This is a genomic window from Elioraea sp., assembly GCF_022842375.1.
Taxonomy (GTDB): Bacteria; Pseudomonadota; Alphaproteobacteria; order Acetobacterales; family Acetobacteraceae; genus Elioraea_A.
Genome location: NZ_JALHPR010000010.1, coordinates 1 through 26,469 on the forward strand (window position 1 = coordinate 1; position 26,469 = coordinate 26,469).

Below are 26,469 nucleotides of genomic sequence, written 5' to 3' on the forward strand. Positions count from 1 at the left end.
CGGCGCGGCCGCCTCGGCCGGCGCGTCGCCGCGCGCGGCTGCTTCCGCCGCGCGGATCATCGTGGCGGAAGCCGGGTGCTCGCGCCCGGGCAGGAACACCCAGGCCGGCGGGGTGAGGTAGGGAACCGCGCGGGCGGCGGAGGCGGGCACGCGGAACTCTGCCATCCGCCGCGTCGCCCGGCCGGACAGTGCAGGCCGCGTCCACCCAGGGCGTGGGAACACCACCACGGGCACCATGCCGAAGATGCGCGTCCAGCCCTGCCAGCGGGGGATCTGAACCTGGTTGTCGGCGCCCATCAGCCAGACGAGTCGCGCATAGCGGAAGCGCCGCTGCAGCACGGCCAGCGTCTGGCGGGTGTAGCGGGTGCCGATGCGCGCCTCGATGTCGGTCGGCACGATGCGGGGGTTGCCATCGGCGATCACCGCGGCGGAGGCGAGCCGGTCCAGGAACGCGCCCATGCCGTTGGCCGATTTCAACGGGTTGCCCGGGCTCACCATCAGCCACACGGCCGAGAGGCCGAGCCGCTTCAGCGCGGCGAGCGCGATGTGGCGGTGGCCCTCATGGCCCGGGTTGAACGAGCCACCGAGGATGCCGATCGTCCCGCGCCGGCCGTCGCCCCAGGTCGGGAGGCGGGCGACACGCGGAACGGTCTTGGCCACGGGGGTTGCAGCCGCCATGGCCGCGGGCTGTGCAACCGCCTTGGCGGCGGGAGGCGGCGTTGGCTTCGGTCGTGTCGTCACGCGGCTCGGGATGGGTAGCACTCCACAATTTGCCGGCGCACCCTAGAGCAGCACCCGACCCGATGGAACCGGCTTCGGTTTCGTCGGATCCGCGTCTGCGGCCAGTTCAGAACGGGGAGAGCGACCAGGGCCTCGCCTGCCGCTCGATCCGGGGCGCCCTGTCGGCCACGGGCTGCTGCCCGCCATAGGGGTTGGTCACCGTCCAGCAATCGACGTCTGCGAGGCTGCGGGTGCAGAACGGCGTCGGCTGTTCCGCGGGGTCGGTGCGGCAATACTCGCCCCGCCGCTCGACATGGACGATCGAGCAGTCCTTGCCCGTGACGAGGGAGTAGGCGACGTCGAACAGCCCCCGCTCGAACACGACGAGCGAACCGATCGAGGCGCCGGCCATCGCGACGGGCACCGGCGTTCCCCAGATCTTCTCGTTGGCGAACGGCGGCGAGCACGCGGCCAGCCCCCCCGCCATGCCGGCGAGGGCGAGCGCAAGGGAAAGCCGCTTCGGGGTGGTGCGAGCCATGGCGCAGCATACCCCGCCCCTCGCCTAAGGAAGCGTGAAGGCCGCCTCCTTCCCGTTGTTTGCACGGGGTGGCCGCCATCGCTATTCTCCGCCCCCTTTCAGACAGGGCATGACGGTCTGGGACTGCCGGCGGACGGCAGGCTCGATCGCGGCAGCCCGGAGGAGCGCGTTGACCGACATCTTCACCGAGGTCGAGGAGGACCTTCGCCGCGAGAAGGCGAAGCGCCTGTGGGACCGATACGGATGGATCGCGACCACGCTGGTGGTGGCAATCGTTCTCGGCACCGGCGCCTTCCAGGGCTGGCGCTGGTATGAGGCCCGCGAGGCAGCAGCGGCGGCGGACCGCTTCCTTGCCGCCACGCGCGCGGCCGAGGCGAACGACACCGAGGGCGCCCTCGCCGGCCTCGCCCCGCTCGCCTCGTCGGGCCCAGGCGGCTATCGGCTGCTCGCGCGGATGCAGGAGGCGGGCCTCCGCGCCCGCGCCGGCGAGCGCGAGGCCGCCATCAGGCTGTGGGAGGGGATCGCCGCCGATGCAGCGACGCCCTCGCCCTACCGTGACCTCGCCGTGCTGCTCTCGGTGCTGCACAGCATCGATGTCGGCGACGCGGCGGCGATGACCGCCCGCCTCGTGCCGCTCGACCGGCCCGACGGGGCCTTCCGCTACTCCGCGCGCGAGCTGCTGGCCGCGATCGCGGTGAAGCAGGGCGAACGCGAGAGGGCGATCACCATCCTGCGCGGCCTTGCGGCCGCGGAGGACGCCCCGAACGCGTTGCGCAGCCGCGCGGCGGAGACGCTGGGCGCCCTTGGCAGCCCGGCGCCGGCGGGAAGCTAGCGGGATGGCCGGAATCCCGCGCAGCCCCTCGCGCCGCCTCGCGCTCACGATGCTGCCCCTCTCCCTGGGCGGCTGCTCCGTCTGGGATGGCATCTTCGGCGAGAGCAAGAAGCCCCTGCCCGGCGAGCGGCGCTCCGTGCTGCCGGGCGAGACGGCACTCGAGGCCGACCCCTCCATCGCCAATGTGGAGATCGCCCTGCCGCCGCCGGCCCGCAACGCCGACTGGCCGGTGGCAGGCGGCAGTGCTTCGAACGTGATGGGGCACCTCGAGGCAGCCGACCAGCTTTCGGTGGTGTGGCGCACGGGGATCGGCGCCGGTGCGACCTCGCGCCGGCGGCTGATGGCCCCACCCGTTGCCATGGACGGCCGCGTCTACGTCGCCGATGCCGATGCCCGCGTCACCGCGCTCGACCTCGCCAGCGGCGCAACCATCTGGCGCACCAGCGCGCGGCCCGAGAACGCCTCCGGCCCCCTGCTCGGCGCCGGGGTCGCGACCGATGGCAGGCGCGTCTATGTCGCGACCGGCATGGCGGAGGTGGTCGCCCTCGATGTCGGCACCGGGGCGGTGCTGTGGCGGAAGGCGCTGCCCGGGCCCTCGCGCGGCGCGATCACGGTGGCGGAGAACCGCGTCATCGTCCTCTGCATCGAGGGCCAGGTGCTGGCGCTGTCGCCCGAGGACGGCACGCAGGGATGGCAGTATCGCGGGCCGTCGGAGGCAACCACGCTGCTTGCCGCCCCCGCGCCCGCCGTCGACCAGGGCCTCGTTCTCGCCGGTTTCGGCAATGGCGACGTGGTGGCGATCAGGCTCGACACCGGCCGCATCGCCTGGGCGGAGGCGCTCGCAGGCGGGCGCGGCAGGCCATCGATCGCCGATCTCGCCGCGGTGCGCGGCAGGCCGGCGATCGACCGTGGCCGCGGCATCGTCACCGGTGCGGGCGCGGTGACGATGGCGCTCGACATGCGCTCGGGCAGGCGGATCTGGGAGCGTGAGCTCGCTGGCCGCGAAAGCCCGTGGGTGGCCGGCGACTGGGTGTTCATGATCAGCGCGGCCGAGGACATCGTCTGCCTCAGCCGGGCCGATGGACGCGCGCGCTGGGTGACGCCGCTGCCCCGCTTCCGCGACGAGCAGCGCCGCCGCGACCAGATCCTCTGGACCGGCCCCGTGCTGATCGGCGACCGCCTGGTCGCTGCCGGATCGCTCGGCCAGGCGATCGCCGTCTCGCCCTACACGGGCGAGATCATCGGCCGCCAGCGCCTGCCCGATGGCGTGAGCGTGCCTCCGATCGTCGCCGCCGGCACGCTGCTGGTGCTGACCGACGATGCGACCATCGTGGCGCTTCGCTGAGCCGATGACGCCCACCATCGTCATCGTCGGCCGGCCCAATGTCGGCAAGTCGACGCTGTTCAACAGGCTGGCCCGCCGCCGCCTCGCGATCGTGCACGACAAGCCCGGCGTGACGCGCGACCGCAAGGAGGCGCCCGCCGTCATCGGCAGCCGCGACGTGACGCTGATCGATACCGCCGGCCTCGAGGAGGCGCCGCCCGACACGATCGCCGCGCGGATGACGACGGGCAGCGAGCGCGCCGTCGACCTCGCCGACCTCGTTCTGTTCGTGATCGATGGCCGCGCCGGCCTCACGCCATCGGACGAGCATTTCGCCGCCTGGCTGCGGCGGAAGGGCAGGCCCGTGATCCTCGTCGTCAACAAGGCGGAGGGAAAGGGCGGGGCTGGCGGCGTGTCGGATGCGTTCTCCCTCGGCCTCGGCGACCCGATCCCCGTCTCGGCAGAGCATGGCGAGGGGTTCGGTGACCTGCACGAGGCGGTGGAAGCCGCCCTCGGCCCAGCGCCCGAGACCGACGAGGCCGAGACGGAGGGCGAGGCGGGAACCGAACGGCCGCTCAGGCTCGCCATCATCGGCCGGCCCAACGCGGGCAAGTCCACCCTCGTGAACCGCCTGCTCGGCGAGGAGCGGATGTTGACGGGGCCGGAGCCGGGCATCACCCGCGATTCCATCGCGACCCCCTGGCGCGATGCCGAGGGACGGCTCGTGCGGCTGGTCGACACGGCGGGGTTGCGCAAGCGCGCGCGGGTGGTCGACAGCCTCGAGAAGATGTCGACCGGCGAGACGGTCCAGGCGCTGAAGGAGGCCGAGATCGTCGTCCTCGTGCTCGATGCGCTCGCCCCGATGGAGGGGCAGGACCTGTCGATCGCGACGCTGGCCGAACGCGAGGGGCGTGCCATCGTGCTCGCGCTCAACAAGTGGGACCTCGTTCCGGCCAAGGAACGTGATGCCGCAAGGCGCGTGCTGACCGACCGGCTGCAGACCTCGCTCGCCCAGCTCAAAGGCATTCCGATCGTGACGCTCTCCGCCCTCTCGGGCATGGGCGTCGAGAAGCTGATGCCGGCGGTGTGGAAGACCTACGCGGCGTGGAACACCCGGATCGCGACGGGCGCGCTGAACCGCTGGTTCGAGGGGGCCACCACGCGCCACCCCCCGCCCCTGGTCGAGGGGCGACGCCTCAAGCTGCGCTACATCACCCAGGCCAAGGCACGGCCGCCGACCTTCGTGATCTTCGGGACGCGCAGCGAGCAACTGCCCGATGGGTACGCGCGGTACCTGCTGAACTCGATCCGCGACGATTTCGACCTCCAGGGCGTGCCGATCCGGCTGAACCTGCGCGGCACCAAGAACCCCTACGCCGACGGCGACGGCGGCGGCTGAGCCCTGCCACCCGCATCGCCGGCGATGCGCGATGGGATCGGGGGGCTTGAAACCTCACGACGCCGAGAGCATCTGCCCTCGATCTCGAAGCCCGCGCCAAGCGGGCAGGGTGGCAATCTGGGAATTGGAGGCTTGTCGTGAAGGTTCTTTCCATCGTCGCCGCAGCCGCGGCGACGTTCGTGCTTTCGGCTGAGCCGGCCCTGGCCGGCCGCGACCTCGATCAGATCAAGCAGCGTGGCACGGTCCGCTGCGGCGTGCAGGGCCCGTCGAACCCCGGCTTCGGCGTGCCGGACAGCCAGGGCCGCTGGGGCGGCTTCAACGTCGAGATCTGCCGCGCGATCGCGATCACGATCTTCAACGATCCCGCGAAGGTCGAGTTCGTGCCGGTGACGACGCAGAGCCGCTTCCCGGCTCTCTCGGCCGGCGAGGTGGACGTGCTGTCCAACAACACGACCTGGACGCTGACGCGCGACACCAACGTGAACCGCTTCAACTTCCCGGCCATCGTATTCTACGACGGCCAGGCGATCATGATCCCCCGGCGCCTGAACGTCGCGAGCGCGCGCCAGCTCGACGGCGCGACGGTGTGCGTGCAGCCCGGCACCACGACCGAGCTGAACATCGCCGACTTCTTCCGTGCCAACAACCTGCGCTTCACGCCGGTGGTGATCGCCGATCTCGACGAGCTCCGCCGCGCCTATGACAGCGGCCGCTGCGACGTGTTCACCAACGACTTCGCCGCACTCGCCGCCCAGCGCACGCTGCTCACCCGCCCCGCCGACCACGTGATCCTGCCCGAGCGCCTCTCCAAGGAGCCGCTCGCCGTCACGATCCGCCAGGGCGACGAGGAGCTGACCAACCTGGTGGCCTGGACCGTCTTCGCCCTGATCGATGCCGAGGAAATGGGCATCACCCAGGCGAATGTTGAGCAGCTCGCCGGCTCGTCGACCGACCCGCGCATCCGTCGCCTCCTCGGCGTCGAGGGCAACATGGGCGAGAGCATCGGTGCGGCGCGCGGCGACTATGCCCGCACCATCATCCGCAGCTTCGGCAACTACGGCGAGATCTTCGAGCGCCACATCGGCGTGAACACGCCGCTCGCCCTCGAGCGCGGCCAGAACGCCATCTGGACGCGCGGCGGGCTGCTCTACGCTCCGCCGGCGCGCTGACCGGCACGGCTGGACGGGGGGCCGCGGCGCGGCCCCCCGTTTGCTTGTCCGCCCTGGCATGACCACCCTCACCGCACGCTCCGCCGCCCCCCCCGCCCTGCAGGAGCGCCTGCTGTCGCGCGGGGTGCTGATCCAGGGTGGGCTCCTCCTCTTCGTCGTCTGGCTCGGCTGGTCGATCGTCGGCAACGCCCAGACCAACATGGCCGCGCGCGGCCTGCAGTTCGGCTTCGGCTTCCTCGACCGGCCCGCCGGCATTCCGATCGGCGAGGCGATGGTCGCCTACACGCCCGCCAACACCTATGCACGGGCGCTGTTCGTCGGCCTCCTGAACACGCTGCGCGTCGCGATCGTCGGCTGCATCCTCTGCACCATCCTCGGCGTGCTGCTCGGCGTCGCGCGGCTCTCGTCGAACCCGCTGCTGCGCGTGCTCGTCGGCGGCTACATCGAGGTCATCCGCAACACCCCGCTCGTGCTGCAGCTCGTGTTCTGGCATGCGATCGTGCTGCAGATGCCGCCGGTGCGCCAGGCGCTGAGCCCGCTGCCCGGGGTGTTCCTGAGCCAGCGCGGCATGAAGATTCCCGGGCTGATCGTCGACACGACGTTCTGGGTCATGCTCGCCACCCTCGCCGCCGGCATCGTCGGCTGGATCATGCTGGTCCGGCATGAGCGCGCCCGCCAGGCAGCGACCGGCGAGCGGCGCTCGACCCTCGCCAAGGGCCTCGGCCTCGTCATCGTGCTGCCGGGCGCCGTCACCGCCGCCCTCGGCGGCATCGCCATCGAGTGGCCGGAGCTCAGGGGCTTCAACTTCCAGGGCGGGCTGACGATGTCGCCCGAGTTCGTGGCGCTGCTCGTCGGCCTCACCGTCTACACCTCCGCCTTCGTGGCCGAGATCGTGCGCGGCGGCATCCAGAGCGTGGCGAAGGGCCAGTGGGAGGCGGCGCACGCGCTCGGCCTCGGGCCGGGGCGGATCATGCGCCTCGTCATCCTGCCGCAGGCGCTGCGCGTGATCATCCCGCCGCAGACCTCGCAGTACCTGAACCTGACCAAGAACTCCTCGCTCGCCGTCGTCATCGGCTACCCCGACCTCGTCTCGATCGCCAACACCTCGATCAACCAGACGGGCCAGGCGGTCGAGGTCATCACCATCTTCATGACGGTCTACCTGCTGATCAGCCTCGTCACCTCGGCGGGGATGAACGCCTACAACCGCTCCGTCGCGCTCAGGGAGCGGTGAGGATGGACAGGATCGCCCCCGCGCTGCCCTCCTTCGCCGTGCGCGCCGCGGGCTTTGCGCGCGCCTGCGTCTCCGGGCCGGTCAACATCGGCATCACGGTCGCGGTGATCGCGCTGCTCGCCTGGGCGGTGCCGCCCTTCGTGCAGTGGGCGGTCATCGACGCGACGTTCTCTGGCAACGCGCAGGCGTGCCGCGCCGCGGGCGGCGCCTGCTGGGCCTTCATCCGGGAGAAGTTCTGGTTCTCGGTGTTCGGCCTCTACCCGTACGAGGAGCGGTGGCGGCCCGCCCTCATGCTGGTGATGCTCGTGGCCCTGGTGGTCGTGAGCACCTTCCGGCAGTTCTGGAACCGCAACCTGCTGATCGCGTGGGCGGTCGCCGCACCGGCGATGCTCCTGCTGATGGCCGGCGGCGTGCTCGGCCTCACCCCGGTCGCGACCAGGCTCTGGGGTGGCATGGCGGTGTCGGGGCTGATCGCGGTGTTCGGGCTCGCCACCGGCTATCCGCTTGCGATCCTGCTCGCACTCGGCCGGCGGAGCGACCTGCCGTTGGTGCGCTGGTTCTCGACGGCGCTGATCGAGGTGGTGCGCGGCGTGCCGCTGATCAGCCTGCTGTTCATGGCAGCGATCATGCTGCCGCTGTTCCTGCCGCAGGGCGTGTCGCTTGATCGGCTGGTCAGGATCATCCTCGCCTACACGATCTTCTCGGCCGCCTACATGGCGGAGGTGATCCGCGGCGGGCTGCAGGCGATGCCGCGCGGGCAGTACGAGGCGGCGGAGGCGATCGGCCTGTCCTACGGGCAGCGGATGCGGCTCGTGATCCTGCCGCAGGCGCTGACCATCACCATCCCGGCGCAGGTCAACACCTTCATCGGCCTGTTCAAGGACACGACCCTGGTCGTGGTGATCGGCGTGTTCGACTTCTTCACCACGCTGCGCGCCGCCCTCGGCGACCCGCAATGGCTCGGCTTCCCGACGGAGGCCTATCTCTACGCGGCGTTCGTCTACTTCGTGCTCTGCTTCACGATGAGCCGCTACTCGATGCGGCTCGAGAAGTCGTTCAAGCCCGAAGGGGCGCGCTGAGCCCGTAGAAGGCGAGCGCATCCGCCGCCGCCGCCGCGAGATCGAAGCGCGGGGCGTAGCCTGTCGCGCCCGCCAGCCGTGAGATGTCGAGGGCGGGGCGGCTGAACGGGACGTGGGTGATGACGTTCGCCGCCTCGCCTTGGGCAGCGACGCGCCAGCGGAACCCGGGCTTCACGGCGGCAAGGGCTTCGCAGAAATCGGCTGCGCTGGTCGCGACACCGCTGCCGAGGTTGAACACGGCGTGTGAGAGCGCGGGCGCGTCGAGCAGGCCGATCAGCCCGGCCGCGACGTCGCGCACATAGATGTGGTCGCCGCGCGTCGGCGTATTCAGCACCGCCTCGCGCCCCGCCACGGCGGCGACGAGCGCCGCGTGGTGCGGCGAGAGCGTGTCGCGCAGTCCCGTGTCGCGCTCCCACGGCCCGAACACCGAGCCGAGGCGTGCTGCGGCAAAGGAAAGGCCGTTGACGAGGGCAAGCCGCGCGAGCGCCTGTTCGGCGGCGAGCTTGGTGATGCCGTAGAGCATCACCGGCCGCGGCCAGGTGCCATCCTCGGTGAACGGGGGCGCACCCTCCGGCTGCTGGCCGTACACCGCGACGGAGGAGGGATAGACGAAGCGCGCGATGCCATGCGCCAGGGCCGCGCGCTGCACCGCGAGCGCGCCCTGCAGGTTCACCGCGACGATGGTCTCGGCATCGGTCTTCTCGCGCGCGGGCCCAGCCGTAATCACGGCCGCATGCAGCACGCGCGTGACGGGTGCAGCAGCGAAGCCGGAGATGAGATCGGACTCGGAACGGATATCGCCCTGCACAGGAACGATCCGCCCAGGCAACGCCGCGAAGCGCGCGGTGGCATCCGCCGGCACGGCGGCGCGGTCGAACGCCACCACGGTGCCGCCGCGCGCGAGCAGCGCCTCTGTCACGGCAAGTCCCACGAAGCCGCAGGCGCCGGTGATCAGCGTGACATCAGACACCGATGATCTCCCCGGTCCGCATCTCCGACGGCAGGCAGAGGGGAAACAGCTTCGCCGCCACCTCGGCCGGCGTCGGCACGGTCATGGGGTCCTCGCCAGGCATGGCGGCGGCGCGCATGCGGGTGCGCACGATTCCGGGGTCGAACACGTTGGCCTTGGCTGGCGAGGTCGCGAGTTCCTGCGCCCAGGTGACGACGAGATGCTCGAGTGCGGCCTTCGACGCGCCATACGGCCCCCAATAGGCCTTCGGCCGTGCCGCGCGGCCCGAGGTGACGAATACCGCGCGGCCGGCATCGGAGGCGCGCAGCAGGGGTTCGGTCGTGCGCATCAGGTGCCAGTTGGCGGTGAGGTTCACCGCCAGCACGTCCGCCCAGTCCTTCGCCGGCAGGTGGGTGATCGGCCCGAGGCGGCCAAGCACGCCGGCATTGCCGATGACGATGTCGAGCCGCCCGAAGCGCTGCGCGATCGTCGGCCCCAGCATGTCGACGTCATCGCCCTTCTTGAGGTCGAGCGGCACGAGGCTCGCAGGCAGGCCGCCCGCGGCGCGGATCGCATCGTCGGTCTCCTCGAGCCCGCCGGCGTTGCGGCCCGTGGCGACGACCTGCGCGCCTGCGGCCCCGAGCGCGATGGCGATCGCAGCACCAAGGCCGCGCGAGGCGCCCGTGACGAGCGCCACGCGCCCCGTCAGCTCCTTGCCCATCATCCTTCGGCGAGCAGCGAGAGCTGGCGGTCGTTGGTGGGGGAGGCGAAGTCGGTCAACGGGATCGGGTATTCGCCGGTGAAGCAGGCATCGCAGTATTGCGGGCGATCCGGGTTGCGTCCCTCGGCGCCGACGGCGCGGTAGAGCCCGTCGATCGAGATGAAGGCGAGGCTGTCCACCCCGATGATCCGCGCCATCGCAGCGACGTCGTTGCGCGCGGCCAACAGCTTGTCGCGCTCCGGTGTGTCGATGCCGTAGAAGCAGGAATGCGTCGTCGGCGGCGAGGAGATGCGCATGTGCACCTCCGCCGCACCGGCCGCGCGCACCATCTCGACGATCTTGCGGCTCGTGGTGCCGCGCACGATCGAGTCATCAACCAGAACGACGCGCTTGCCCTCGATCAGCGCGCGGTTGGCGCTGTGCTTCAGCTTCACGCCGAGGTTGCGGATGCTGTCGGTCGGCTCGATGAAGGTTCGGCCGACGTAATGGTTGCGGATGATGCCGAGCTCGAACGGCAGCCCCGCTTCCGCCGCGTAGCCGATCGCCGCCGGCACGCCGCTGTCGGGCACGGGCACCACGACATCGGCCGCAGGGTGGCTCTCGCGGGCAAGCTCCGCGCCGATGCGCTTCCTTACGTCGTACACCGGCGTTCCCTCGACCACGCTGTCGGGGCGGGCGAAGTAGATGTACTCGAAGATGCAGAAGCGCGAGGGTTGCTTCGCCCAGGGCTTGATGCTGCGCACGCCGCTGTCGTCGATCACCACGATCTCGCCAGGCTCGACATCGCGCACGAACTCGGCGCCGACGATGTCGAGCGCGCAGGTCTCCGACGCAAGCACCCAGCCGCCATCCTTCGCCGGCGTCGGCAGCCGGCCGAGGATCAGCGGGCGAACGCCGAACGGATCGCGCACGCCGATCAGCGCCTCGGCCGTCAGTGCAACCAGGCTGTAGGCGCCCTGCACCTGCTTCAGCGCGTCGATCAGCCGATCCACCACGGTCGAGTAGAGGCTGATGGCGATGAGGTGGACGAACACCTCGCTGTCGGTCGTCGACTGGAACAGGCAGCCGCGGCGCACCAGGGCGCGGCGAAGCTGGGTGGCGTTGGTGAGGTTGCCGTTATGCCCGACCGCGAGCCCGCCGAACTCGAAATCGGCGTAGAGCGGCTGGACGTTGCGCAGCACCGTGTCGCCTGTCGTCGCATAGCGGTTGTGCCCGATCGCGGCACGGCCGGGCAGCGAGGCGATCACACGCGCATCGGAGAAATTGTCGCCGACGAGGCCGAGGCCACGATGGTTGAAGAACCGCTCGCCATCGAAGCTGACGATGCCGGCCGCCTCCTGCCCGCGATGCTGGAGCGCGTGCAGCCCAAGCGCCGTGACCGCCGCGGCGTCGGTCGCCGTCCAGACACCGAAGACGCCGCATTCCTCGTGCGGATGGTCGCCGTCAGGGTGCTCGAACTCGTGGTCAGGACGCATCGCCATCAGCCACCCCTTCCCAGCCTCCCGCCTCAGCGGCCCACCTCAGCGGGTGGTGTTCAGCAACCTGTCCAGGTCCCGTCGCTCCTCGGGCCTGTAGCCTTCGCTCCGCTCCGCCGGGCGCGCTGGCGCCGGGCGGAGCAGCTGGTCGACCGGTGGGCGCTGCCCCTGCGCGGGCGGGGCCGGCAGAAGCCCGGGCGGCAGCCGTGCGACGATCCACGCAGCGCCAGGCTCGGCGAAGCGCACGCTCTGTGCCTCGCGAAGCCAATCGGGCCACCGCGCCTTGTCCCCTGCCAGGAACGCGAGCGCAATATAAGCGAAACACACGAGCACGGCACCCCGCACGAGGCCGAACAGCAGGCCGAGCGTCCGGTCGATGCTACCCGCCGCACTGTCCTGCACGCGGTCAGCCAACAGCCGCGCGACGATCGACAGCAGGATCAGGACGACAAGGAAGATGGCCCCGCCGGCCGCCAGGTTCGAGACCAGCCCCGGGTCAAGCCAGGCATGCAGGTAGGGCGCACCAAGCTGGTACAGGGCGAGGGCGGCGATGGCGGCCCCGATCCACGCGCCGATGCCGAGCACCTCGCGCACGAAGCCCCGCAGCATCGCAAGCAGGCCAGAGATCAGCACAACGCCAAGCACGGCGAGGTCAAGCCAGAGGCTGTTGGTCACGGCAGTCCCGGTCCCCCCGGACGGAGAAGGTCGCCGCCTTCTACCCTGCCCGCCCCCCCTGCGCCATGGGGCTGGGCGCCATGGCCCCGGCAGGAAGGGCGGGCTTGCTGCGCCGCACGGTTTCGCCAGCGATCCGCGTCACGAGGTCGGCGAGGTGGCCGACCTCCCAGGCGGCGAGCCCGTCGGGGATGGCGAGCCCCTTGCCGCGCGAGGCAGGCCGGCGCGGCAGGGCGGCCGCGGTGAAGCCGAGCTTGGCGGCCTCCTTCAACCGCGCCTCGGCCTGCGCCACCATCCGCACCTCGCCCGAGAGCCCGACCTCGCCGAAGAACACCATCGCGGCATCGGTCGGCCGGTCGGTCGCGGCGGAGGCAAGGGCTGCGGCGACCGCGAGATCAGCGGCGGGCTCGGTGATGCGCAAGCCCCCGGCGACGTTGAGGTAGACGTCGGCTCCCGCGAGCGAGAGGCCGCAGCGGGTTTCGAGCACGGCCAGCAGCATGGAAAGCCTGCCCGAGTCCCAGCCGATCACCGCCCGGCGCGGGCTTCCGCCCGGGCTTGGCGAGAGCAGCGCCTGCACCTCGACCAGCACGGGCCGCGTTCCCTCCACCCCCGCGAACACGGCGGAGCCGGAGACGTTCCCCCGACGCTCGGCCAGGAACAGGGCGGAGGGATTGGCGACCTCGATCAGCCCGCGCTCGGTCATCTCGAACACGCCGATCTCGTCGGTCGCGCCGAAGCGGTTCTTCACGCCGCGCAGGATGCGGAAGGCGTGCCCGCGCTCACCCTCGAAGTAGAGGACGGCATCGACCATGTGCTCGAGCACGCGGGGGCCGGCGAGCGCCCCTTCCTTGGTGACGTGGCCGACAAGCACGAGCGCGAAGCCGCGCGACTTGGCGAGGCGGATGAGCTCTGCCGCGCAGGCGCGCACCTGCGCGACCGTGCCGGGGGCGCTGTCGAGCGTATCCAGCCACATCGTCTGGATCGAATCGATCACCACGAGTGCGACGTCACGCTCGGCTTCCAGCGAGGCGACGATGTCGCGCAGTGCCGTCGCGGCGGCGAGGCCGAGCGGCGCGTCCGCCAACCCGAGGCGCAGCGCGCGAAGCCGCACCTGCTCGATCGCCTCCTCGCCGGAGATGTAGAGGACGCGCAAGCCTCCCATGGCGAGCTTCGCGGCGGCCTGGAGCAGGATGGTGCTCTTGCCGATGCCGGGATCGCCGCCGACCAGGATGACGGAGGCAGCGACCAGCCCGCCGCCGAGCACGCGGTCGAACTCCGGGATGCCGAAGGGCACGCGCGGCGGCGGCGTGCTCTCGCCCTTCAGCGGCACGAAGGCGACGCGCCTTCCGCCGACGCCTGCCTTGGCGATCGGCCCTGGGCGTGCCTCGACCGTCTCCTCGACGATGCTGTTCCAGGCGTTGCAGGATTCGCACTTGCCGGCCCATTTCGGCGTCACGGCGCCGCAGGACTGGCAGACATAGCGGGCGGAGGGACGTGCCATCGGCCGACGATAGGCGCCGCGCCCGTGGTCGCGGAAGGGCGGATCAGGTGTACCTGGCCAAGCCCAGTCGCACTGTGATCGGCGAGGTCACGAAACAGTCGAAATAATCGCCGACCGGGGGATACCAGCCCTTCTTCGCTGCGACGTCATCGCCTTCCGCGTTCTGCCTCCAGGCCTTGCCCTTCCAGCTGATGCGCTTGCCACCGGTCATCCATTTCTGCGTCCTGGAATGCAGCAGGTCGTGGAACTTCCCCATCGGACAGCAGAGGTTGGTCCAGGCATCGACCGCATAGACCGGCCCGGCATCATGCACGGTGTCCTTGAGCGAGGCGATCGTCCTGCCTTCGAGCGCGGCGACGGCGGCAGGTGGGCCGATGACGGCCCAGCCATGGTCACCAGGCGGTGCGAGGCTTGCAACCGCGATATCGGAAACGGGCGTCGGTCGCCCAAGTTTCTCCCAGGCCGCGAAGGCGGCGACGGACGCGAGTTCACCGCAATTGCCGGCGCCAACGGCCAGGCGGATCAGCTCCTCGCCATACTTGATCGGGCTGTCGCCAAGGGCTTCCGCTTCGAAGGATCGAAGGAACGCCTGCCCGGCGATCGTGCGTCGCAGTTCGAACACCGCATCGCGCCCGGTCTCGTCAGCTGACGCGATCATCGTGTCGATGTGGGCATGGTCCTTATCGAGCACGATCTTGTTCACCGACTTGGCGGGACCGGGGTTCTTGTCCTCGGAGGCGCCCACCCAGTCGGCGCGCTTCTTCCCGCCTGTGTAGAACTTCCGCGCCTCTTCGAACGCGTGGCCTGCAACTTCCGAGTATGCCATGGCGCGCCTCGTTCTCGGGTCGACCCGCGCAACCGTAGCGCAGGGAAGATCAGCGCCGCACCTCCATCCTGATCGGGCCCTCGGTGCTGCCCGTCACGAACTGGTCGACATAGGGGTTGCCGCTGTCGCGGATCGCGGCCGCCGGGCCCTTCCACACGATCGATCCCTTGTGGATCATCGCCACCGTGTCGGCGATGCGCTGGGCGGACGCCATGTCGTGGGTGATCGAGAACGCGGTGGCGCCAAGGCGCTTCACCTGGGCGACGATGAGGTCGTCGATGATCGCACCCATGATGGGGTCGAGCCCCGTCGTCGGCTCATCGAAGAACACGATGTCGGGCTGTGCCGCGATGGCGCGCGCAAGCGCGACGCGCTTCTGCATGCCGCCCGACAGCTCCGACGGCGAAAGCTCGGCCACATCGGCGCCGAGGCCCACCTGGGCGAGGATCTCGACCGCGCGCGGCTTGGCCTCGCGGCGGCTGATGCGGCGCTTGGCGATCAGCCCGAAGCACACGTTCTCCCAGACCGGCAGGCTGTCGAACAGCGCAGCCCCCTGGAACAGCATGCCGATGTGGCCGTTCACCGCGTCACGCTCCGCCCGGCCCATCGACAGAACGTCGCGCCCGTCGATCTCGATCGTTCCGGCATCGGGCGTGATCAGGCCGAGGATGCACTTGATCAGGACGCTCTTGCCCGAGCCAGATCCGCCGATCACGACGATCGAGCTTCCCGCCGGAACATCAAGGTCCAGCTTGTCCAGCACGACCTTCGGCCCGAAGGCCTTGGAGAGGCCGCGGATGCGGATCTTCGGCGGGGGTTCCACGCTCGTCATCGCGCGAAGAACAGCTCGGTGATCACGTAGTTGAACACCAGGATGAGGATGGAGGCCGACACCACCGCGTTGGTCGTCGCGGCCCCCACGCCCTGCGCCCCGCCCTTGCTGTGATAGCCCTGGAAGCAGCCCATCAGCGCGATCACGAAGCCGAACACGGCTGCCTTGACGAGGCCCGAGAACACGTCCTCGAACTTCAGGAATTCCCACGTGCGCGTCATGTAGGCGCCAGCGTTGAAGTCGAGCTTGAACACGCCGACGATGAAGCCGCCCATCACGCCCAGGATGTCGGCCACCACCACGAGCATCGGCAGCACCAGCGTGGCGGCGACCAGGCGCGGCACCACGAGGTACTTCATCGGGTTGGTGGACAGCGTCGTCAGCGCGTCGATCTGGTCGGTCACGCGCATCGTGCCGATCTCGGCCGCGATCGCAGCCCCGATGCGGCCCGCCACCATCAGCCCGGCGAGGACGGGGCCAAGCTCACGCGTGATCGAGAGGACGACGACGGTCGCCACCGCCCCTTCGGCCGAGAACCGCGCGAAGCCGGTGTAGGATTGCAGCGCCAGCACCATGCCGGAGAAGATCGCGGTCAGCGCCACCACCGGCAGCGAGAAATACCCGATCTCGAGCATCTGCCGCCCGAGCAGGCGCGGATAGAAGGGCGGGCGCACGCAATGGCCGAGGGCCGAGACGGCGAACAGCACGACCTGCCCCGCCGTGGCGAGCACGGAGAACAGGCCGGCACCGATGCTGCCAATGAAACCGAGGACAGCGCCCATCACGCCAGCGGCCGGACCGGACCGTAGGCGCGGCCATAGCGGGCGCCGAGCGAGGTCAGCACCTCATACCCGTTCGTGCCGGCGAGCTCGGCCACGGCATCGGGCGGCAGTTCCGGCCCGAGCAGGCGGAGCGTCCGGCCCGGCGCGAGGTCGGGGTGGTCGGTCACATCGAATGTCAGCAGATCCATCGAGACGCGGCCCGCCATGGGAACAGGGCGGCCGCGGGCATACGCGACCCCGCGGCCAGAGAGCGCGCGAAGGTAGCCATCGGCATAGCCCGCCGCAACCGTTGCAATCAGGCTCGGCCGCGCAGCCCGCCAGGTGGCGTTGTAGCCCACGCTCTCCCCCGCCCCGATCTCGCGCACCTGCAGGACGGGGGCATCGAGCGCGACCGTGCAGCGCAGCGGGTTCGGCGCCCCAGGTGTCGGGTTGAGGCCGTAGAGCGCTGCCCCCGGCCGGGCGAGATCGGACGCGCCCAGCGCGCCCAGGAAGATGCCTGAGCTGTTGGCGAGGCTCGCCGGCACCTCCGGCAACATCGCGCGCGCGGCGGCGAAGCGGGCAACCTGCCCGGCATTCAGCGGATCGTCGGCCACTTCCGAGGAGACGAAATGCGTCATCACGTAGCGGAGGTCGATGCCGTCGAGCAGCGCGCGGTCGTTGGCAAGCTGCGTCACCTCGGCCGGGGAGAGGCCGAGGCGGCTCATCCCCGTGTCGATGTGCAGCAGCGCGGGCAGCCGCCCGCCGGCCGCGCGCGCCGCGTCCCGCCAGCGCGCGAGCTGGCCGAGATCATTCAGCACCGGAACGATCCGCGCGCGGATGAACTCGCCCTCGCTCCCCCCGGTCACGCCGTTCAGCTCGGCAATCATCACGTCATCGGGCAGCAGCGGGCGCAGCGCCAGCGCCTCCGACAGGTGCGCGACGAACACATGCCGGCAGCCCTCCGCCACGAGCCGCGGCGCGACGGCGGCGGCGCCAAGCCCGTAGGCATCGGCCTTCAGGACGGCAGCGACGGGGCCTGACGGATGGCGCGCGCGAAGGTCGTGCCAGTTGGCGGCGATCGCGTCGAGGTCGATGGTCAGCGTGGCCGCACCATGTCGCGACGCTTCAGTCCGCGTCATGCGCGCCGTGTTCGCGGTCGAGGTCGGCGAAGCGGGTGAACTCGCCCTCGAAGAACAGGTCTTCCTTGCCGGTTGGCCCGTGGCGCTGCTTGGCGATGATGAGCTCGGCGATGTTGTGCACCTTCTCCATCTCGCGCTGCCACTTGTCGAGCGCGGTCTGGTACTTGTCCTCGCTGTCGAAGGCCATCTGCTTCGGCTGGCGCTGCGAGAGGTAGTATTCGTCACGGTAGAGGAACATCACCACGTCGGCGTCCTGCTCGATCGTGCCCGACTCGCGCAGGTCCGACAGCAGGGGCCGCTTGTCCTCGCGCCCCTCGACGGCACGCGACAACTGGGACAGGGCGAGGACGGGAACCGCGAGCTCCTTCGCGATCGCCTTCAGGCTCTGCGTGATCTGGCTGATCTCGAGCACCCGGTTCTCCGGGCGCGTTCCCGCCGCGGGGCGGAGAAGCTGCAGATAGTCGATGATGATGAGCGAGAGGCCGTGCGTGCGCTTCAGCCGCCGGCAGCGCGTGCGCAGCCCGCTGATCGTCAGCGCGGGCGTGTCGTCGATGTAGATCGGGTAGCTCGCGAGGGCGCGGCTCACCTCGACGAAGCGCTGGAAGTCACGCTCATCCAGCACACCGCGGCGGATGCGGTCACCCGAGATGCGCGACTGTTCGGCGAGAAGGCGCGTCGCCAACTGTTCCGACGACATTTCGAGCGAGAACAGAGCCACCGTGCCGGCAGGCTTCGATGCACCCGCCGCGCGCTGCGCCTCGGCGAGCGCCTTGGCGGCACCGAAGGCAAGGCAGGTCGCGAGCGCGGATTTTCCCATGCCGGGGCGGCCGGCGAGGATGAGCAGGTCCGACGGGTGCAGCCCGCCCAGCCGCTTGTCGACCGCCTTCAACCCGGTCTCGAGGCCGGACACGCCGCCGCCCGACTGGTAGGCGCGTTCGGCCACCTCGATCGCCTGCGCGAGCGCCTTCTCGAAGGTGACGAAGCCGCCTTCGGACGGGCCCTTTGCGGCAAGCTCGAACAGCGACTGTTCCGCGGCTTCCACCTGGCCTGGCGCGTCGAGCCCCTCGGCATCGCCGAAGGCGCGGTTCACCACCTCCTCGCCGATATCGACGAGCTGGCGACGCAGCCAGCAATCATGCACCACGCGGCCGTACTCGGCCGCGTTGACGATGCCGATCATCGCCGAGACGAGCTGCGCGAGATAGGCGGTGCCGCCGACCTCCTCGAGCGCATCGGCCGCTTCGAGATCAGCCTTCAGCGTCACGGCATTGGCTAGCTGGCCACGCTCGATCCGCCGCGCGACCGCGGCATAGATGCGCCCGTGGACCGGATCGGCGAAGTGTTCGGCGGCGAGGAATTCCGAGACGCGCTCATACGCCTTGTTGTTGGCGAGCAGCGCGCCGAGCAGCGCCTGCTCCGCCTCCAGGTTCGCCGGCGGCGCGCGCAAGCCCAGCCCGAGCAGCGCATCGTCGGCGCGCGGGCGTGTCCGTGTCTCGGCGCTCAATGCCATGAGGTCGATGATCTCCCGAAGCCTTGTCCCGATGCTTGGGGAGACCGTAGCAGACGCAGGCCGGGAAAGTTACTCACACCCCTGTGGAAGTCGGGGATGCCGTGAACGCCCGCGTCGCATGCTCTGCCTCGGCGATGTAGTCGCGCGTCAACGGCACGGCATCGGGCCGGTGCGCGAGCTGCGCCTGCCACACCATGTGACCCTGGCGGCGGAAGGCGAGCTCGCAGGCGACGAGATAGAACTCCCACATGCGGCAGAATTTCTCGTCGTAGAGAGCGGCCACGGCATCGCGGTTGCGCGCGAAACGCTCGCGCCAGTGCCTGATCGTCAGGGCGTAGTGCAGCCTGAGGACCTCGATGTCGGTCACAAGCAGGCCCGACCGCTCGATGCCGGGCAGAACCTCCGACAGTGCCGGCGAGTAGCCGCCGGGAAAGATGTACTTCCTGAGCCACGCATTGGTGATGCCGGGGCCGTCCGGCCGGCCGATGGCGTGCACCAGCGCCACGCCATCGTCCGCGAGCGTGCGCGAGATCGTTGCGAAGAACGTGTCGTACTGCACGATGCCGACATGCTCGAACATGCCGACGGAAACGATACGGTCGAACGTCTCGGTGATGGATCGATAATCGCGGAGCAGGAAGCGCACGCGCCCGTCAAGCCCGGCCGCGGCGGCGCGCGCGTTGCTCTCGCGGTGCTGTTCCTCCGACAGCGTGACGCCGGTGACATCGGCGCCAAATTCCTCCGCCAGCGTGAGTGCGAGTCCGCCCCAGCCCGAGCCGATGTCGAGCACGCGCAGCCCGGGCCGGTCGAGCCGGAGCTTGGCCGCGATGTGGCGCTTCTTGGCCACCTGCGCCTCATCGAGCGTCTCCTGCCCGGTCGGGAAGTACGCGCAGGAGTACTGCCGGTCCCGGTCGAGGAAGAGGCTGTAGAGCCTCCCCGAAAGGTCGTAGTGGTGCGCGACGTTGGCCTTCGCGCGCTGCGCGGGGTTGCGCTGCTGCAGGCGCCGGAACCAGGTCGACGCCTGTTCCGCCACGCGCATCAGGGGGTGGACGTTGCCCGCGGCGAGGTTCTGCATCAGGAGGTCGAGCAGGTCGAACAGCGTCGTGCCGCCGATCGTGTCGATGCCGCCATCCATCCAGGCCTCGCCGAACGCGAGGGAGGGGTTCAGCGCGACGCGGCGCGCGGTGGCGTCATCACGGATCCGGATGGCGGCGTGCGGCCCGGAAGCGGCACCGCCATAGCGGCTCTCGCGGCCATCGGGCCACGTGACCTCGAGCGTTCCCGCAGCGACGATGCGGGCAAAGATGCGGTCGAGCAGCCTCACCACTCGCTCCCCCGATCCCGCGCGGTGTTCGCTCGCCGCGCAGCGTCATCGGGGGAGGATAATCAGCGCCGCGGTGTGACGCCAAGCAGAACGATCAGGTCAGACCTCGGGCTGGTCACCCGTGCCGGCGGGGGTGCCTTCGGCGCCTTCCTCGAACATCTCGAGGGCGGGCGCCTCCTCCTCCTCGTCGGCCGCGCCCGTGACGCGCTCGCCGCGCGCCTGCTTCTCGGCTTCCTCGGGGCTGCGCGCGACGTTCACCGTCACGGCGATCACCACCTCCGGGTGCAGCACCACCTTCACGCCGGAGAGGCCGAGCATCTTGATCGGCAGATCGAGGATGACCTGCTGCCGCGTCACGCTGAGGCCTGCCGCGGTCGTCGCCTCGGCGATGTCACGGGCGCTGACGCTGCCGTAGAGCTGCCCGCCCTCGCCCGCCTGGCGGATCATCACCACCGAGAGGCCCGCGACGCGCTCTGCCACGCGCTCGGCTTCCTCGCGGCGCTTGAGGTTCTGCGCCTCGAGCTGCACGCGGCTTTCCTCGAACCGCGAGCGGTTCTCCTTGGTGGCGCGGATGGCCTTCATCTGCGGCAGGAGGAAGTTGCGGGCATAGCCCGGCTTCACCTTCACCACCTCGCCCATCTGGCCGAGCTTCTCGACACGCTGCAGCAGGATCACGTCCATCGTGGTTCTCCGACCTCAATCCTCAGGGGGCGATTGCCCCGGTCGCGGCCCACGCGTGAGCGCGCGGCGCCGCAGGTTCAGTACGAACTCGGCCAGCCCAAGCCCCGCGAGCGCGAGCCCGACGGGCAGCAGGAAGATGGCAAGCCCCACATAGGCAAGCCCGAGCAGGAGCGACCGCGCCTTCTGCCCCACCGTGACGACATGCACGACCGCAAGTCCCTGCAACACCAGTGGCACGGCGAGCATCATCGCGAGAGAGGAGGCGACGAAGCCCGCCTCCCCACCCGCGAAGCCGGCCAGCAGCGCCGGCACCACCGCGACCGGCGCGTACCAGAGCGGCAGCGTCGCCACCGACCAGCGCACCGGCGGCACGGCCAGCAGCCCGCGCCGGAGCATGAAGGTCTGCGCGGCCGAGGCGTTGGCGACCGTCACGATCGCGAACCAGATGGCGAAGGCGAGCGGCTTGATCCGCACCACCGTCGCGACAAGCTCCGCCGTGCCGATCTCGGGTGTCGCACCCATCCGCGCGAGCGCTTCCTCGACCACCCGCGTCAGCGCACCCGAAAGCCCGCCGGGCTGATCGGCCAGCGCGAACTCCGCCGCGAGCAGCATCGCCGCAGGCCACAACGCCAGCAGCGCGAAGGGCACCCCGAGCGACGGTGTGGCCGCGCCGCGCATCGCCAATCCCGAGAACAGCACGGCCGGCAGGCCGAACAGCAGCACGAAGGCCCCCGTCGCGGCTGGCCCGCCGGAGACGATCGTCACCAGCGCACCGACGCCGCAGGCCGCTCCCGCTGCCGCCGCACCCCAGCCGAAGGCCACCGCGTAGAGTGGCAAAGGCGCCAGCCAGAACAGCACCCCGCCGAACGGCAGGCCGCGCACGGCCGCCAGCGCGAACAGGGCGGAGATGATCCCCCCTGCCAGCGACGCCGTCATGCGCGTGTTCATGCCCACTGCCGTTCCACATTCCGGATCCGGCCCGGCGCGCGCGCCGGGCCATTCCCCTCAGGTCCGGATGACGTAGGGCAGGAGGCCAAGGAACCGCGCACGCTTGATCGCGACAGCGAGCGCACGCTGCTTCTTGCCCGACACGGCCGTGATGCGGCTCGGCACGATCTTGCCGCGCTCGCTGATGTAGCGCGAGAGCAGGCGCACGTCCTTGTAGTCGATCTTGGGCGCGCTTGGCCCGCTGAACGGGCAGGACTTGCGGCGCCGGTAGAACGGCCGGCGCGCGCCAACCGCTGTGCGGCGGCTCGCCGGAACGATGTCTGCGTTGTCTTCCATCGGTGTCAGCCCCCCATCTCGCCACGCGGTGCCCGGTCAGCACCCCGGTCAGCACCCCGGTCTGGCCGGTCCCCGCCGAAGCCGCCCCGATCGCCGCCGAAGCCGCCGCGGTCACCACCGAAGCCACCGCGGTCGCCACCGAAGCCGCCGCGGTCACCACGGTCGCCGAAGCCGCTGCGCGGCGGGCGCGGGCCACGGTCACCACCGAACCGGCCACCGCCACCGCCAGGCCCGCGGCTCTCGCGGTCATCACGGCCCTTGTTGGTGAGGATCGCGGACGGACCCTCCTCCAGTTCCTCGACCGCGACGGTCAGGAAGCGAAGAACATCCTCGTTCAGGCGGAGCAGGCGCTCCATCTCGGTGATGGCGGGCGGCGGCGCCTCGATGTTGAGGAGAACGTAGTGGCCCTTCCGGTTCTTCTTGATCCGGTAGGCGAGGGAGCGGAGCCCCCAGTACTCGTTCTTCTTAACCGCGCCGCCAAGCTCGGCAACGGTGGCGGCGATCTGTTCGCCGAGCGCATCGACCTGCTGCGTCGTGACATCGCTGCGCGCGATGACCACGCACTCGTACAATGGCATGTATTGCCCCTCCGGCTTCTCTCAGCCCGGCGTGGCGGGACGATCCCGGCACAAACAGGCATAGCCGGCCACGCGCCTCGCGGCCGGCAGGGAACGGCGGGGTTATACAGAAGAGGGCGGCGGATGCAACAACGGCGGCCGCAATCCTCCCCCGCGCATGGGCCTGCCATCCAAGGGCCTCGCCCTGATCTCCCTCTCCCGCATGGGCGGGAAAGGGCCGGGCTGAGGGCGGGGGGCAGCGATACGGGCGTCCGGCCTGTGAGGTGTCCGTCGCACCATGCTCCCCTCACCCAACCCCTCTCCCCCCGCAGTCGGGGGGAGAAGGAGGATCGACGCTCGCGCACGCCGAGCGCGCCACCGCGAGCTTCCTTGACAATCGGGCCAGCGCACGCCTACCACGCCGGCCCGGCCGTCACACGCCTGCAATCCCCACGCCTTCAACGAGAACCGGAAGAGACACCCCGATGCCCGTGCGCGCCTTCGTGTTCCCCGGCCAGGGCAGCCAGGCCGTCGGAATGGGCCGCGCTCTCGCCGACGCCTTCCCCGTCGCCCGCGAGGTGTTCGGCGAGGTCGACGAGGCGCTGAAGCAGAAGCTCTCCGCCCTGATGTTCGAGGGTTCCCCGGAGACGCTGACGCTGACCGAGAACGCCCAGCCGGCGCTGATGGCGCACTCCATCGCCACGCTGCGCGTGCTGGCCCGCGAGGGTGGTCTCGCGCTGCCTGACGCCGCGATCCTCGTTGCCGGCCACTCGCTAGGCGAATACAGCGCGCTGGCCGCCGCCGGCGCCTTCGACCTCGCCACCTGCGCGCGGCTGCTCAGGCTCCGCGGCCAGGCGATGCAGAAGGCCGTGCCGCCCGGCGAAGGGGCCATGGCCGCCCTGCTCGGCGCCGAGCTCGACCAGGCGGAGGACCTCTGCGCCGAAGCCGCCGAGGGGCCCGAGGGGCGCGAGGTGATCGAGCCCGCCAACGACAATGGCGGCGGCCAGGTGGTGATCAGCGGGGCGACGGCCGCGATCGACCGTGCCATCGCACTCGCCCCCGCCCAGGGCATCAAACGGGCGATCAAGCTTCCCGTCTCCGCCCCGTTCCACTGCGCGCTGATGGCGCCGGCCGCCGACGCGATGGCCGATGCGCTCGCCAGGGCCGAGCTTCGGTCTCCCATCGTGCCGGTCATCGCCAACGTCACCGCCGCCAAGGCGACCGGCCCTGACGAGATCCGCGCCCTCCTCGTCCGCCAGGTGACGGCTGTGGTGCGGTGGCGGGAAAGTGTCGTGGCGATGCGGGCGATGGGCGTGGACAGCATCGTCGAGCTCGGCACGGGCAAGGTGCTCGCCGGCCTCGTGAAGCGTATCGACAAGGACATGGCAGCGACCTCGCTCGGCACGCCCGAGGAGATCGAGGCCTTCCTGAAGGCGATCTGAGGGTGAACGCGATGTTCAGGCTCGACGGCAAGGCAGCGCTGGTGACCGGTGCATCAGGCGGGATCGGCTCCGCGATCGCGCGCGCGCTGCATGCGCAGGGGGCCATCGTCGGCCTCTCCGGCACGCGCGAGCCAGCGCTCGCCGCCCTGGCGGCGGAGCTTGGCGAGCGTGCGCATGTGCTGCCCGCCAACCTCGCCGACCCCGCCGCCCCCGATGCGCTGGTCGCGGCCGCGGATTCCGCGATGGGCGGCCTTGCCATCCTCGTCAACAACGCCGGCTTCACGCGCGACGGGCTCGCGCTGCGCATGAAGGACGAGGACTGGCAGGCGGTTCTCGACGTCGACCTGACCGCCGCGTTCCGGCTCTCGCGCGCGGCGCTGAAGGGCATGCTGCGCCGCCGGGCTGGGCGGATCGTCTCGATCTCCTCGATCGTGGGCGTCACCGGCAACCCGGGCCAGGCGAACTACGCCGCCGCCAAGGCCGGGCTCATCGGCATGTCGAAGGCGCTCGCCGCCGAGGTCGCCGCCCGCGGGGTGACGGTGAACTGCATCGCCCCCGGCTTCATCGCAACACCGATGACCGATGCGCTGACCGACGAGCAGAAGACGGCCCTGTCCACGCGCATTCCGCTCGGCCGACTCGGCACGCCGGCCGACATCGCGGCAGCGACCGTCTACCTCGCCTCCGACGAGGCGGGCTGGATCACCGGCAGCGTGATGCACGTCAATGGCGGGATGGCGATGCTATGATCGCTCCTGGCATCGCCCCCCGCGGCCCCGCGGGAACCTTCGCCGGAACCGGCGGCTTTCCAAGCCCGTTCCCACATGTTATGGCGCCCGGAATCCTGCCTGGGGGGACGTGATCGCGGCGCCGCATCGCGCGCCCCGTTCCTCCGGACGGGTCGCACGCTCCCAAGCTCACGCCAAGCCCGAACAACCGATCCGACCGCAGGAGACCACGCCATGACCGATACCGCCGACATCACGAAGCAGGTGAAGGAAATCGTCGTCGAGCATCTCGGCGTCGAGGAGGCCAAGGTCACCGAGACCGCGTCCTTCATCGATGACCTCGGCGCCGACAGCCTCGACACGGTCGAGCTCGTCATGGCCTTCGAGGAGAAGTTCGGCATCGAGATCCCCGATGACGCCGCCGAGAAGATCACGACCGTGAAGGACGCGATCGACTATATCCAGAAGCAGGAGACGGCCTGACGCGACAACGCCGGGTCACCCGCGCATGCGCCGCGTCGTCGTCACCGGGATGGGGGTGGCCACCCCCCTCGGCATCGGGGTCGAACATGTCTGGAAGCGCCTGCTTGCCGGCGACAGCGGCATCGGCGCGATCCAGTCATTCGACGTGAAGGATTTGCCGGCCAAGATCGCCGGCCAGGTTCCCACCGGCACCAAGGCCGACGGGAAGCTCGACCTCAACGAGTGGATCCCGCCCAAGGACCAGCGGAAGATGGACCGCTTCATCCAGCTCGCGCTCGTCGCGGCGGACGAGGCGGTGGCCGATTCGGGCTGGAAGGCCGAGACCGACGAGGATGCGTGGTCGACCGGGGTGATGATCGGGTCGGGCATCGGGGGCCTGCAGACGATTTTCGAGGCGTCGCAGATGATCATCGAGGGCAAGACGCGGCGCCTGTCGCCGTTCTTCATCCCCTCGGCGCTGATCAACCTCGCCTCCGGCCACGTCTCGATCAGGCACGGCTTCAAGGGGCCGAACCACGCCGTCGTCACCGCCTGCGCGACGGGCGTGCACGCGATCGGCGATGCCGCGCGGCTGATCATCATGGGCGATGCCGACGTGATGGTCGCCGGCGGCTCCGAGGCGGCTGTGTGCGAGCTCGGCATGGCCGGGTTCTGCGCCTCCCGCGCTCTCTCGACCGGATTCAACGACACGCCGACCAGGGCCTCGCGGCCCTGGGACAAGGACCGCGACGGCTTCGTCATGGGCGAGGGTGCGGGCGTTGTCGTGCTCGAGGAGTATGAGCACGCGAAGAAGCGTGGCGCGAAAATCTACGCCGAGTTCTCCGGCTACGGGCTGTCGGGCGACGCCTACCACATCACCGCGCCGGCGGAGGGCCATGACGGTGCCTTCCGCGCCATGAAGGCTGCGATGAAGAACGGCGGCGTGACGACGGAGCAGATCGCCTACATCAACGCCCACGGCACCTCGACCCCGCTCGGCGACGACCTGGAGCTCCAGGCGGTCGAGCGGCTGTTCGGCGATGCCGCGCGCGGTATCGCGATGTCCTCCACCAAGTCCGCCACCGGCCACCTGCTTGGGGCCGCGGGAGCGATCGAGGCGGTGTTCTCCATCCTCGCGGTGCGCGACAACGTCGCCCCGCCGACGCTGAACCTCGACACGCCCTCGACCGAGAGCGTGATCGACCGCGTCGCGCATACCGCACAGGAGCGGACGATCGACATCGCGCTGTCGAACAGCTTCGGCTTCGGCGGCACCAACGCCTCGATCCTGTTCCGCAAGTTGAATTGAG

At 70.4% G+C, this 26,469-nt stretch carries 27 protein-coding genes; 10 read left to right on the plus strand and 17 right to left on the minus strand.

Going from position 1 to position 26,469, the window contains the following annotated elements:
- Positions 1-660, minus strand: a 660-nt coding sequence (locus Q0C38_RS10550) for a nicotinate-nucleotide adenylyltransferase (protein ID WP_291297047.1), incomplete at its 3' end; no start/stop codon positions are given.
- A gap of 187 nt (positions 661-847) precedes the next feature.
- The gene (locus tag Q0C38_RS10555; RefSeq protein WP_291297048.1) at positions 848-1,258 is read right to left on the minus strand and encodes a hypothetical protein; all 411 of its coding nucleotides are present in this window, start codon (positions 1,256-1,258) and stop codon (positions 848-850) included.
- A gap of 109 nt (positions 1,259-1,367) precedes the next feature.
- Here Q0C38_RS10555 and Q0C38_RS10560 point away from each other — a divergent pair, with 109 nt between their 5' ends.
- The 6 genes from Q0C38_RS10560 (at position 1,368) to Q0C38_RS10585 (ending at position 8,295) form a co-directional block, all read left to right on the plus strand.
- The gene (locus Q0C38_RS10560) at positions 1,368-2,090 is read left to right on the plus strand and encodes a tetratricopeptide repeat protein (RefSeq protein WP_291297049.1); all 723 of its coding nucleotides are present in this window, start codon (positions 1,368-1,370) and stop codon (positions 2,088-2,090) included.
- A gap of 4 nt (positions 2,091-2,094) precedes the next feature.
- Entirely contained in the window at positions 2,095-3,435 is a 1,341-nt protein-coding gene (locus Q0C38_RS10565) for a PQQ-binding-like beta-propeller repeat protein (protein ID WP_291297050.1), read from the plus strand.
- Positions 3,436-3,439: 4 nt separating this feature from the next.
- Positions 3,440-4,813 (plus strand): ribosome biogenesis GTPase Der, encoded by a 1,374-nt coding sequence (der, locus tag Q0C38_RS10570; protein WP_291297051.1) that lies wholly within the window; start codon positions 3,440-3,442, stop codon positions 4,811-4,813.
- Between the two features lie 137 nt (positions 4,814-4,950).
- Entirely contained in the window at positions 4,951-5,982 is a 1,032-nt protein-coding gene (locus Q0C38_RS10575; protein ID WP_291297052.1) for an amino acid ABC transporter substrate-binding protein, read from the plus strand.
- A gap of 58 nt (positions 5,983-6,040) precedes the next feature.
- Entirely contained in the window at positions 6,041-7,216 is a 1,176-nt protein-coding gene (locus Q0C38_RS10580) for an amino acid ABC transporter permease (RefSeq protein ID WP_291297053.1), read from the plus strand.
- A gap of 2 nt (positions 7,217-7,218) precedes the next feature.
- Positions 7,219-8,295 carry an amino acid ABC transporter permease gene (locus tag Q0C38_RS10585; protein ID WP_291297054.1) on the plus strand — a complete coding sequence of 359 codons (1,077 nt, stop codon included), beginning with the start codon at positions 7,219-7,221 and terminating at the stop codon, positions 8,293-8,295.
- Here the strand turns inward: Q0C38_RS10585 and Q0C38_RS10590 are convergent.
- The 15 genes from Q0C38_RS10590 to rpsF all read right to left on the minus strand — a co-directional run bounded on the left by Q0C38_RS10590 (position 8,273) and on the right by rpsF (position 22,548).
- A complete protein-coding gene (locus tag Q0C38_RS10590) occupies positions 8,273-9,265 on the minus strand; it encodes an NAD(P)-dependent oxidoreductase (RefSeq protein WP_291297055.1) in 993 nt (330 codons plus the stop codon). The genes Q0C38_RS10585 and Q0C38_RS10590 overlap by 23 nt on opposite strands.
- Positions 9,258-9,965, minus strand: a complete 708-nt coding sequence (locus tag Q0C38_RS10595) for an SDR family NAD(P)-dependent oxidoreductase (RefSeq protein ID WP_291297056.1) — start codon at positions 9,963-9,965, stop codon at positions 9,258-9,260. Before Q0C38_RS10595 ends, Q0C38_RS10590 begins: the two co-directional genes overlap by 8 nt.
- Positions 9,965-11,446, minus strand: a complete 1,482-nt coding sequence (gene purF, locus Q0C38_RS10600; RefSeq protein WP_291297057.1) for an amidophosphoribosyltransferase — start codon at positions 11,444-11,446, stop codon at positions 9,965-9,967. The genes Q0C38_RS10595 and purF overlap by 1 nt, the downstream gene beginning before the upstream one ends.
- Positions 11,447-11,485: 39 nt before the next feature.
- The gene (locus Q0C38_RS10605) at positions 11,486-12,115 is read right to left on the minus strand and encodes a CvpA family protein (RefSeq protein WP_291297058.1); all 630 of its coding nucleotides are present in this window, start codon (positions 12,113-12,115) and stop codon (positions 11,486-11,488) included.
- Between the two features lie 40 nt (positions 12,116-12,155).
- On the minus strand, positions 12,156-13,613 hold the full coding sequence (radA, locus tag Q0C38_RS10610) for a DNA repair protein RadA (RefSeq protein WP_291297059.1): 1,458 nt from the start codon (positions 13,611-13,613) through the stop codon (positions 12,156-12,158).
- Positions 13,614-13,656: 43 nt separating this feature from the next.
- Positions 13,657-14,439: a hypothetical protein gene (locus Q0C38_RS10615; RefSeq protein WP_291297060.1), complete on the minus strand. Its 783-nt coding sequence runs from the start codon at positions 14,437-14,439 to the stop codon at positions 13,657-13,659.
- A 49-nt stretch (positions 14,440-14,488) separates the two neighbouring features.
- The gene (locus Q0C38_RS10620) at positions 14,489-15,271 is read right to left on the minus strand and encodes an ABC transporter ATP-binding protein (protein WP_291297061.1); all 783 of its coding nucleotides are present in this window, start codon (positions 15,269-15,271) and stop codon (positions 14,489-14,491) included.
- Positions 15,268-16,053: an ABC transporter permease gene (locus tag Q0C38_RS10625; protein WP_291297062.1), complete on the minus strand. Its 786-nt coding sequence runs from the start codon at positions 16,051-16,053 to the stop codon at positions 15,268-15,270. Before Q0C38_RS10625 ends, Q0C38_RS10620 begins: the two co-directional genes overlap by 4 nt.
- The gene (alr, locus tag Q0C38_RS10630; protein ID WP_291297063.1) at positions 16,053-17,171 is read right to left on the minus strand and encodes an alanine racemase; all 1,119 of its coding nucleotides are present in this window, start codon (positions 17,169-17,171) and stop codon (positions 16,053-16,055) included. Before alr ends, Q0C38_RS10625 begins: the two co-directional genes overlap by 1 nt.
- Positions 17,158-18,681 carry a replicative DNA helicase gene (locus tag Q0C38_RS10635; protein WP_291297064.1) on the minus strand — a complete coding sequence of 508 codons (1,524 nt, stop codon included), beginning with the start codon at positions 18,679-18,681 and terminating at the stop codon, positions 17,158-17,160. The genes alr and Q0C38_RS10635 overlap by 14 nt, the downstream gene beginning before the upstream one ends.
- Before the next feature lie 73 nt (positions 18,682-18,754).
- On the minus strand, positions 18,755-20,008 hold the full coding sequence (locus Q0C38_RS10640) for a cyclopropane-fatty-acyl-phospholipid synthase family protein (protein ID WP_291297065.1): 1,254 nt from the start codon (positions 20,006-20,008) through the stop codon (positions 18,755-18,757).
- Between the two features lie 96 nt (positions 20,009-20,104).
- Complete coding sequence (gene rplI / locus Q0C38_RS10645) at positions 20,105-20,686, minus strand: 50S ribosomal protein L9 (protein ID WP_291297066.1); 582 nt, start codon at positions 20,684-20,686, stop codon at positions 20,105-20,107.
- A 15-nt stretch (positions 20,687-20,701) separates the two neighbouring features.
- Entirely contained in the window at positions 20,702-21,622 is a 921-nt protein-coding gene (locus Q0C38_RS10650) for a DUF2232 domain-containing protein (RefSeq protein ID WP_291297067.1), read from the minus strand.
- Between the two features lie 69 nt (positions 21,623-21,691).
- Positions 21,692-21,970, minus strand: a complete 279-nt coding sequence (rpsR, locus tag Q0C38_RS10655) for a 30S ribosomal protein S18 (protein ID WP_291297068.1) — start codon at positions 21,968-21,970, stop codon at positions 21,692-21,694.
- Positions 21,971-21,975: 5 nt separating this feature from the next.
- The gene (rpsF, locus tag Q0C38_RS10660) at positions 21,976-22,548 is read right to left on the minus strand and encodes a 30S ribosomal protein S6 (protein WP_291297069.1); all 573 of its coding nucleotides are present in this window, start codon (positions 22,546-22,548) and stop codon (positions 21,976-21,978) included.
- Between the two features lie 464 nt (positions 22,549-23,012).
- Between rpsF and fabD the strand changes: the two genes are divergently transcribed.
- The 4 genes from fabD to fabF all read left to right on the plus strand — a co-directional run bounded on the left by fabD (position 23,013) and on the right by fabF (position 26,468).
- Entirely contained in the window at positions 23,013-23,969 is a 957-nt protein-coding gene (gene fabD, locus Q0C38_RS10665; RefSeq protein WP_291297070.1) for an ACP S-malonyltransferase, read from the plus strand.
- An 11-nt stretch (positions 23,970-23,980) separates the two neighbouring features.
- Entirely contained in the window at positions 23,981-24,718 is a 738-nt protein-coding gene (gene fabG, locus Q0C38_RS10670) for a 3-oxoacyl-[acyl-carrier-protein] reductase (RefSeq protein WP_291297169.1), read from the plus strand.
- 213 nt (positions 24,719-24,931) lie between these two features.
- Entirely contained in the window at positions 24,932-25,180 is a 249-nt protein-coding gene (locus Q0C38_RS10675; RefSeq protein ID WP_291297071.1) for an acyl carrier protein, read from the plus strand.
- A gap of 25 nt (positions 25,181-25,205) precedes the next feature.
- A complete protein-coding gene (gene fabF, locus Q0C38_RS10680; protein WP_291297072.1) occupies positions 25,206-26,468 on the plus strand; it encodes a beta-ketoacyl-ACP synthase II in 1,263 nt (420 codons plus the stop codon).
- Position 26,469 lies beyond the last annotated feature (1 nt).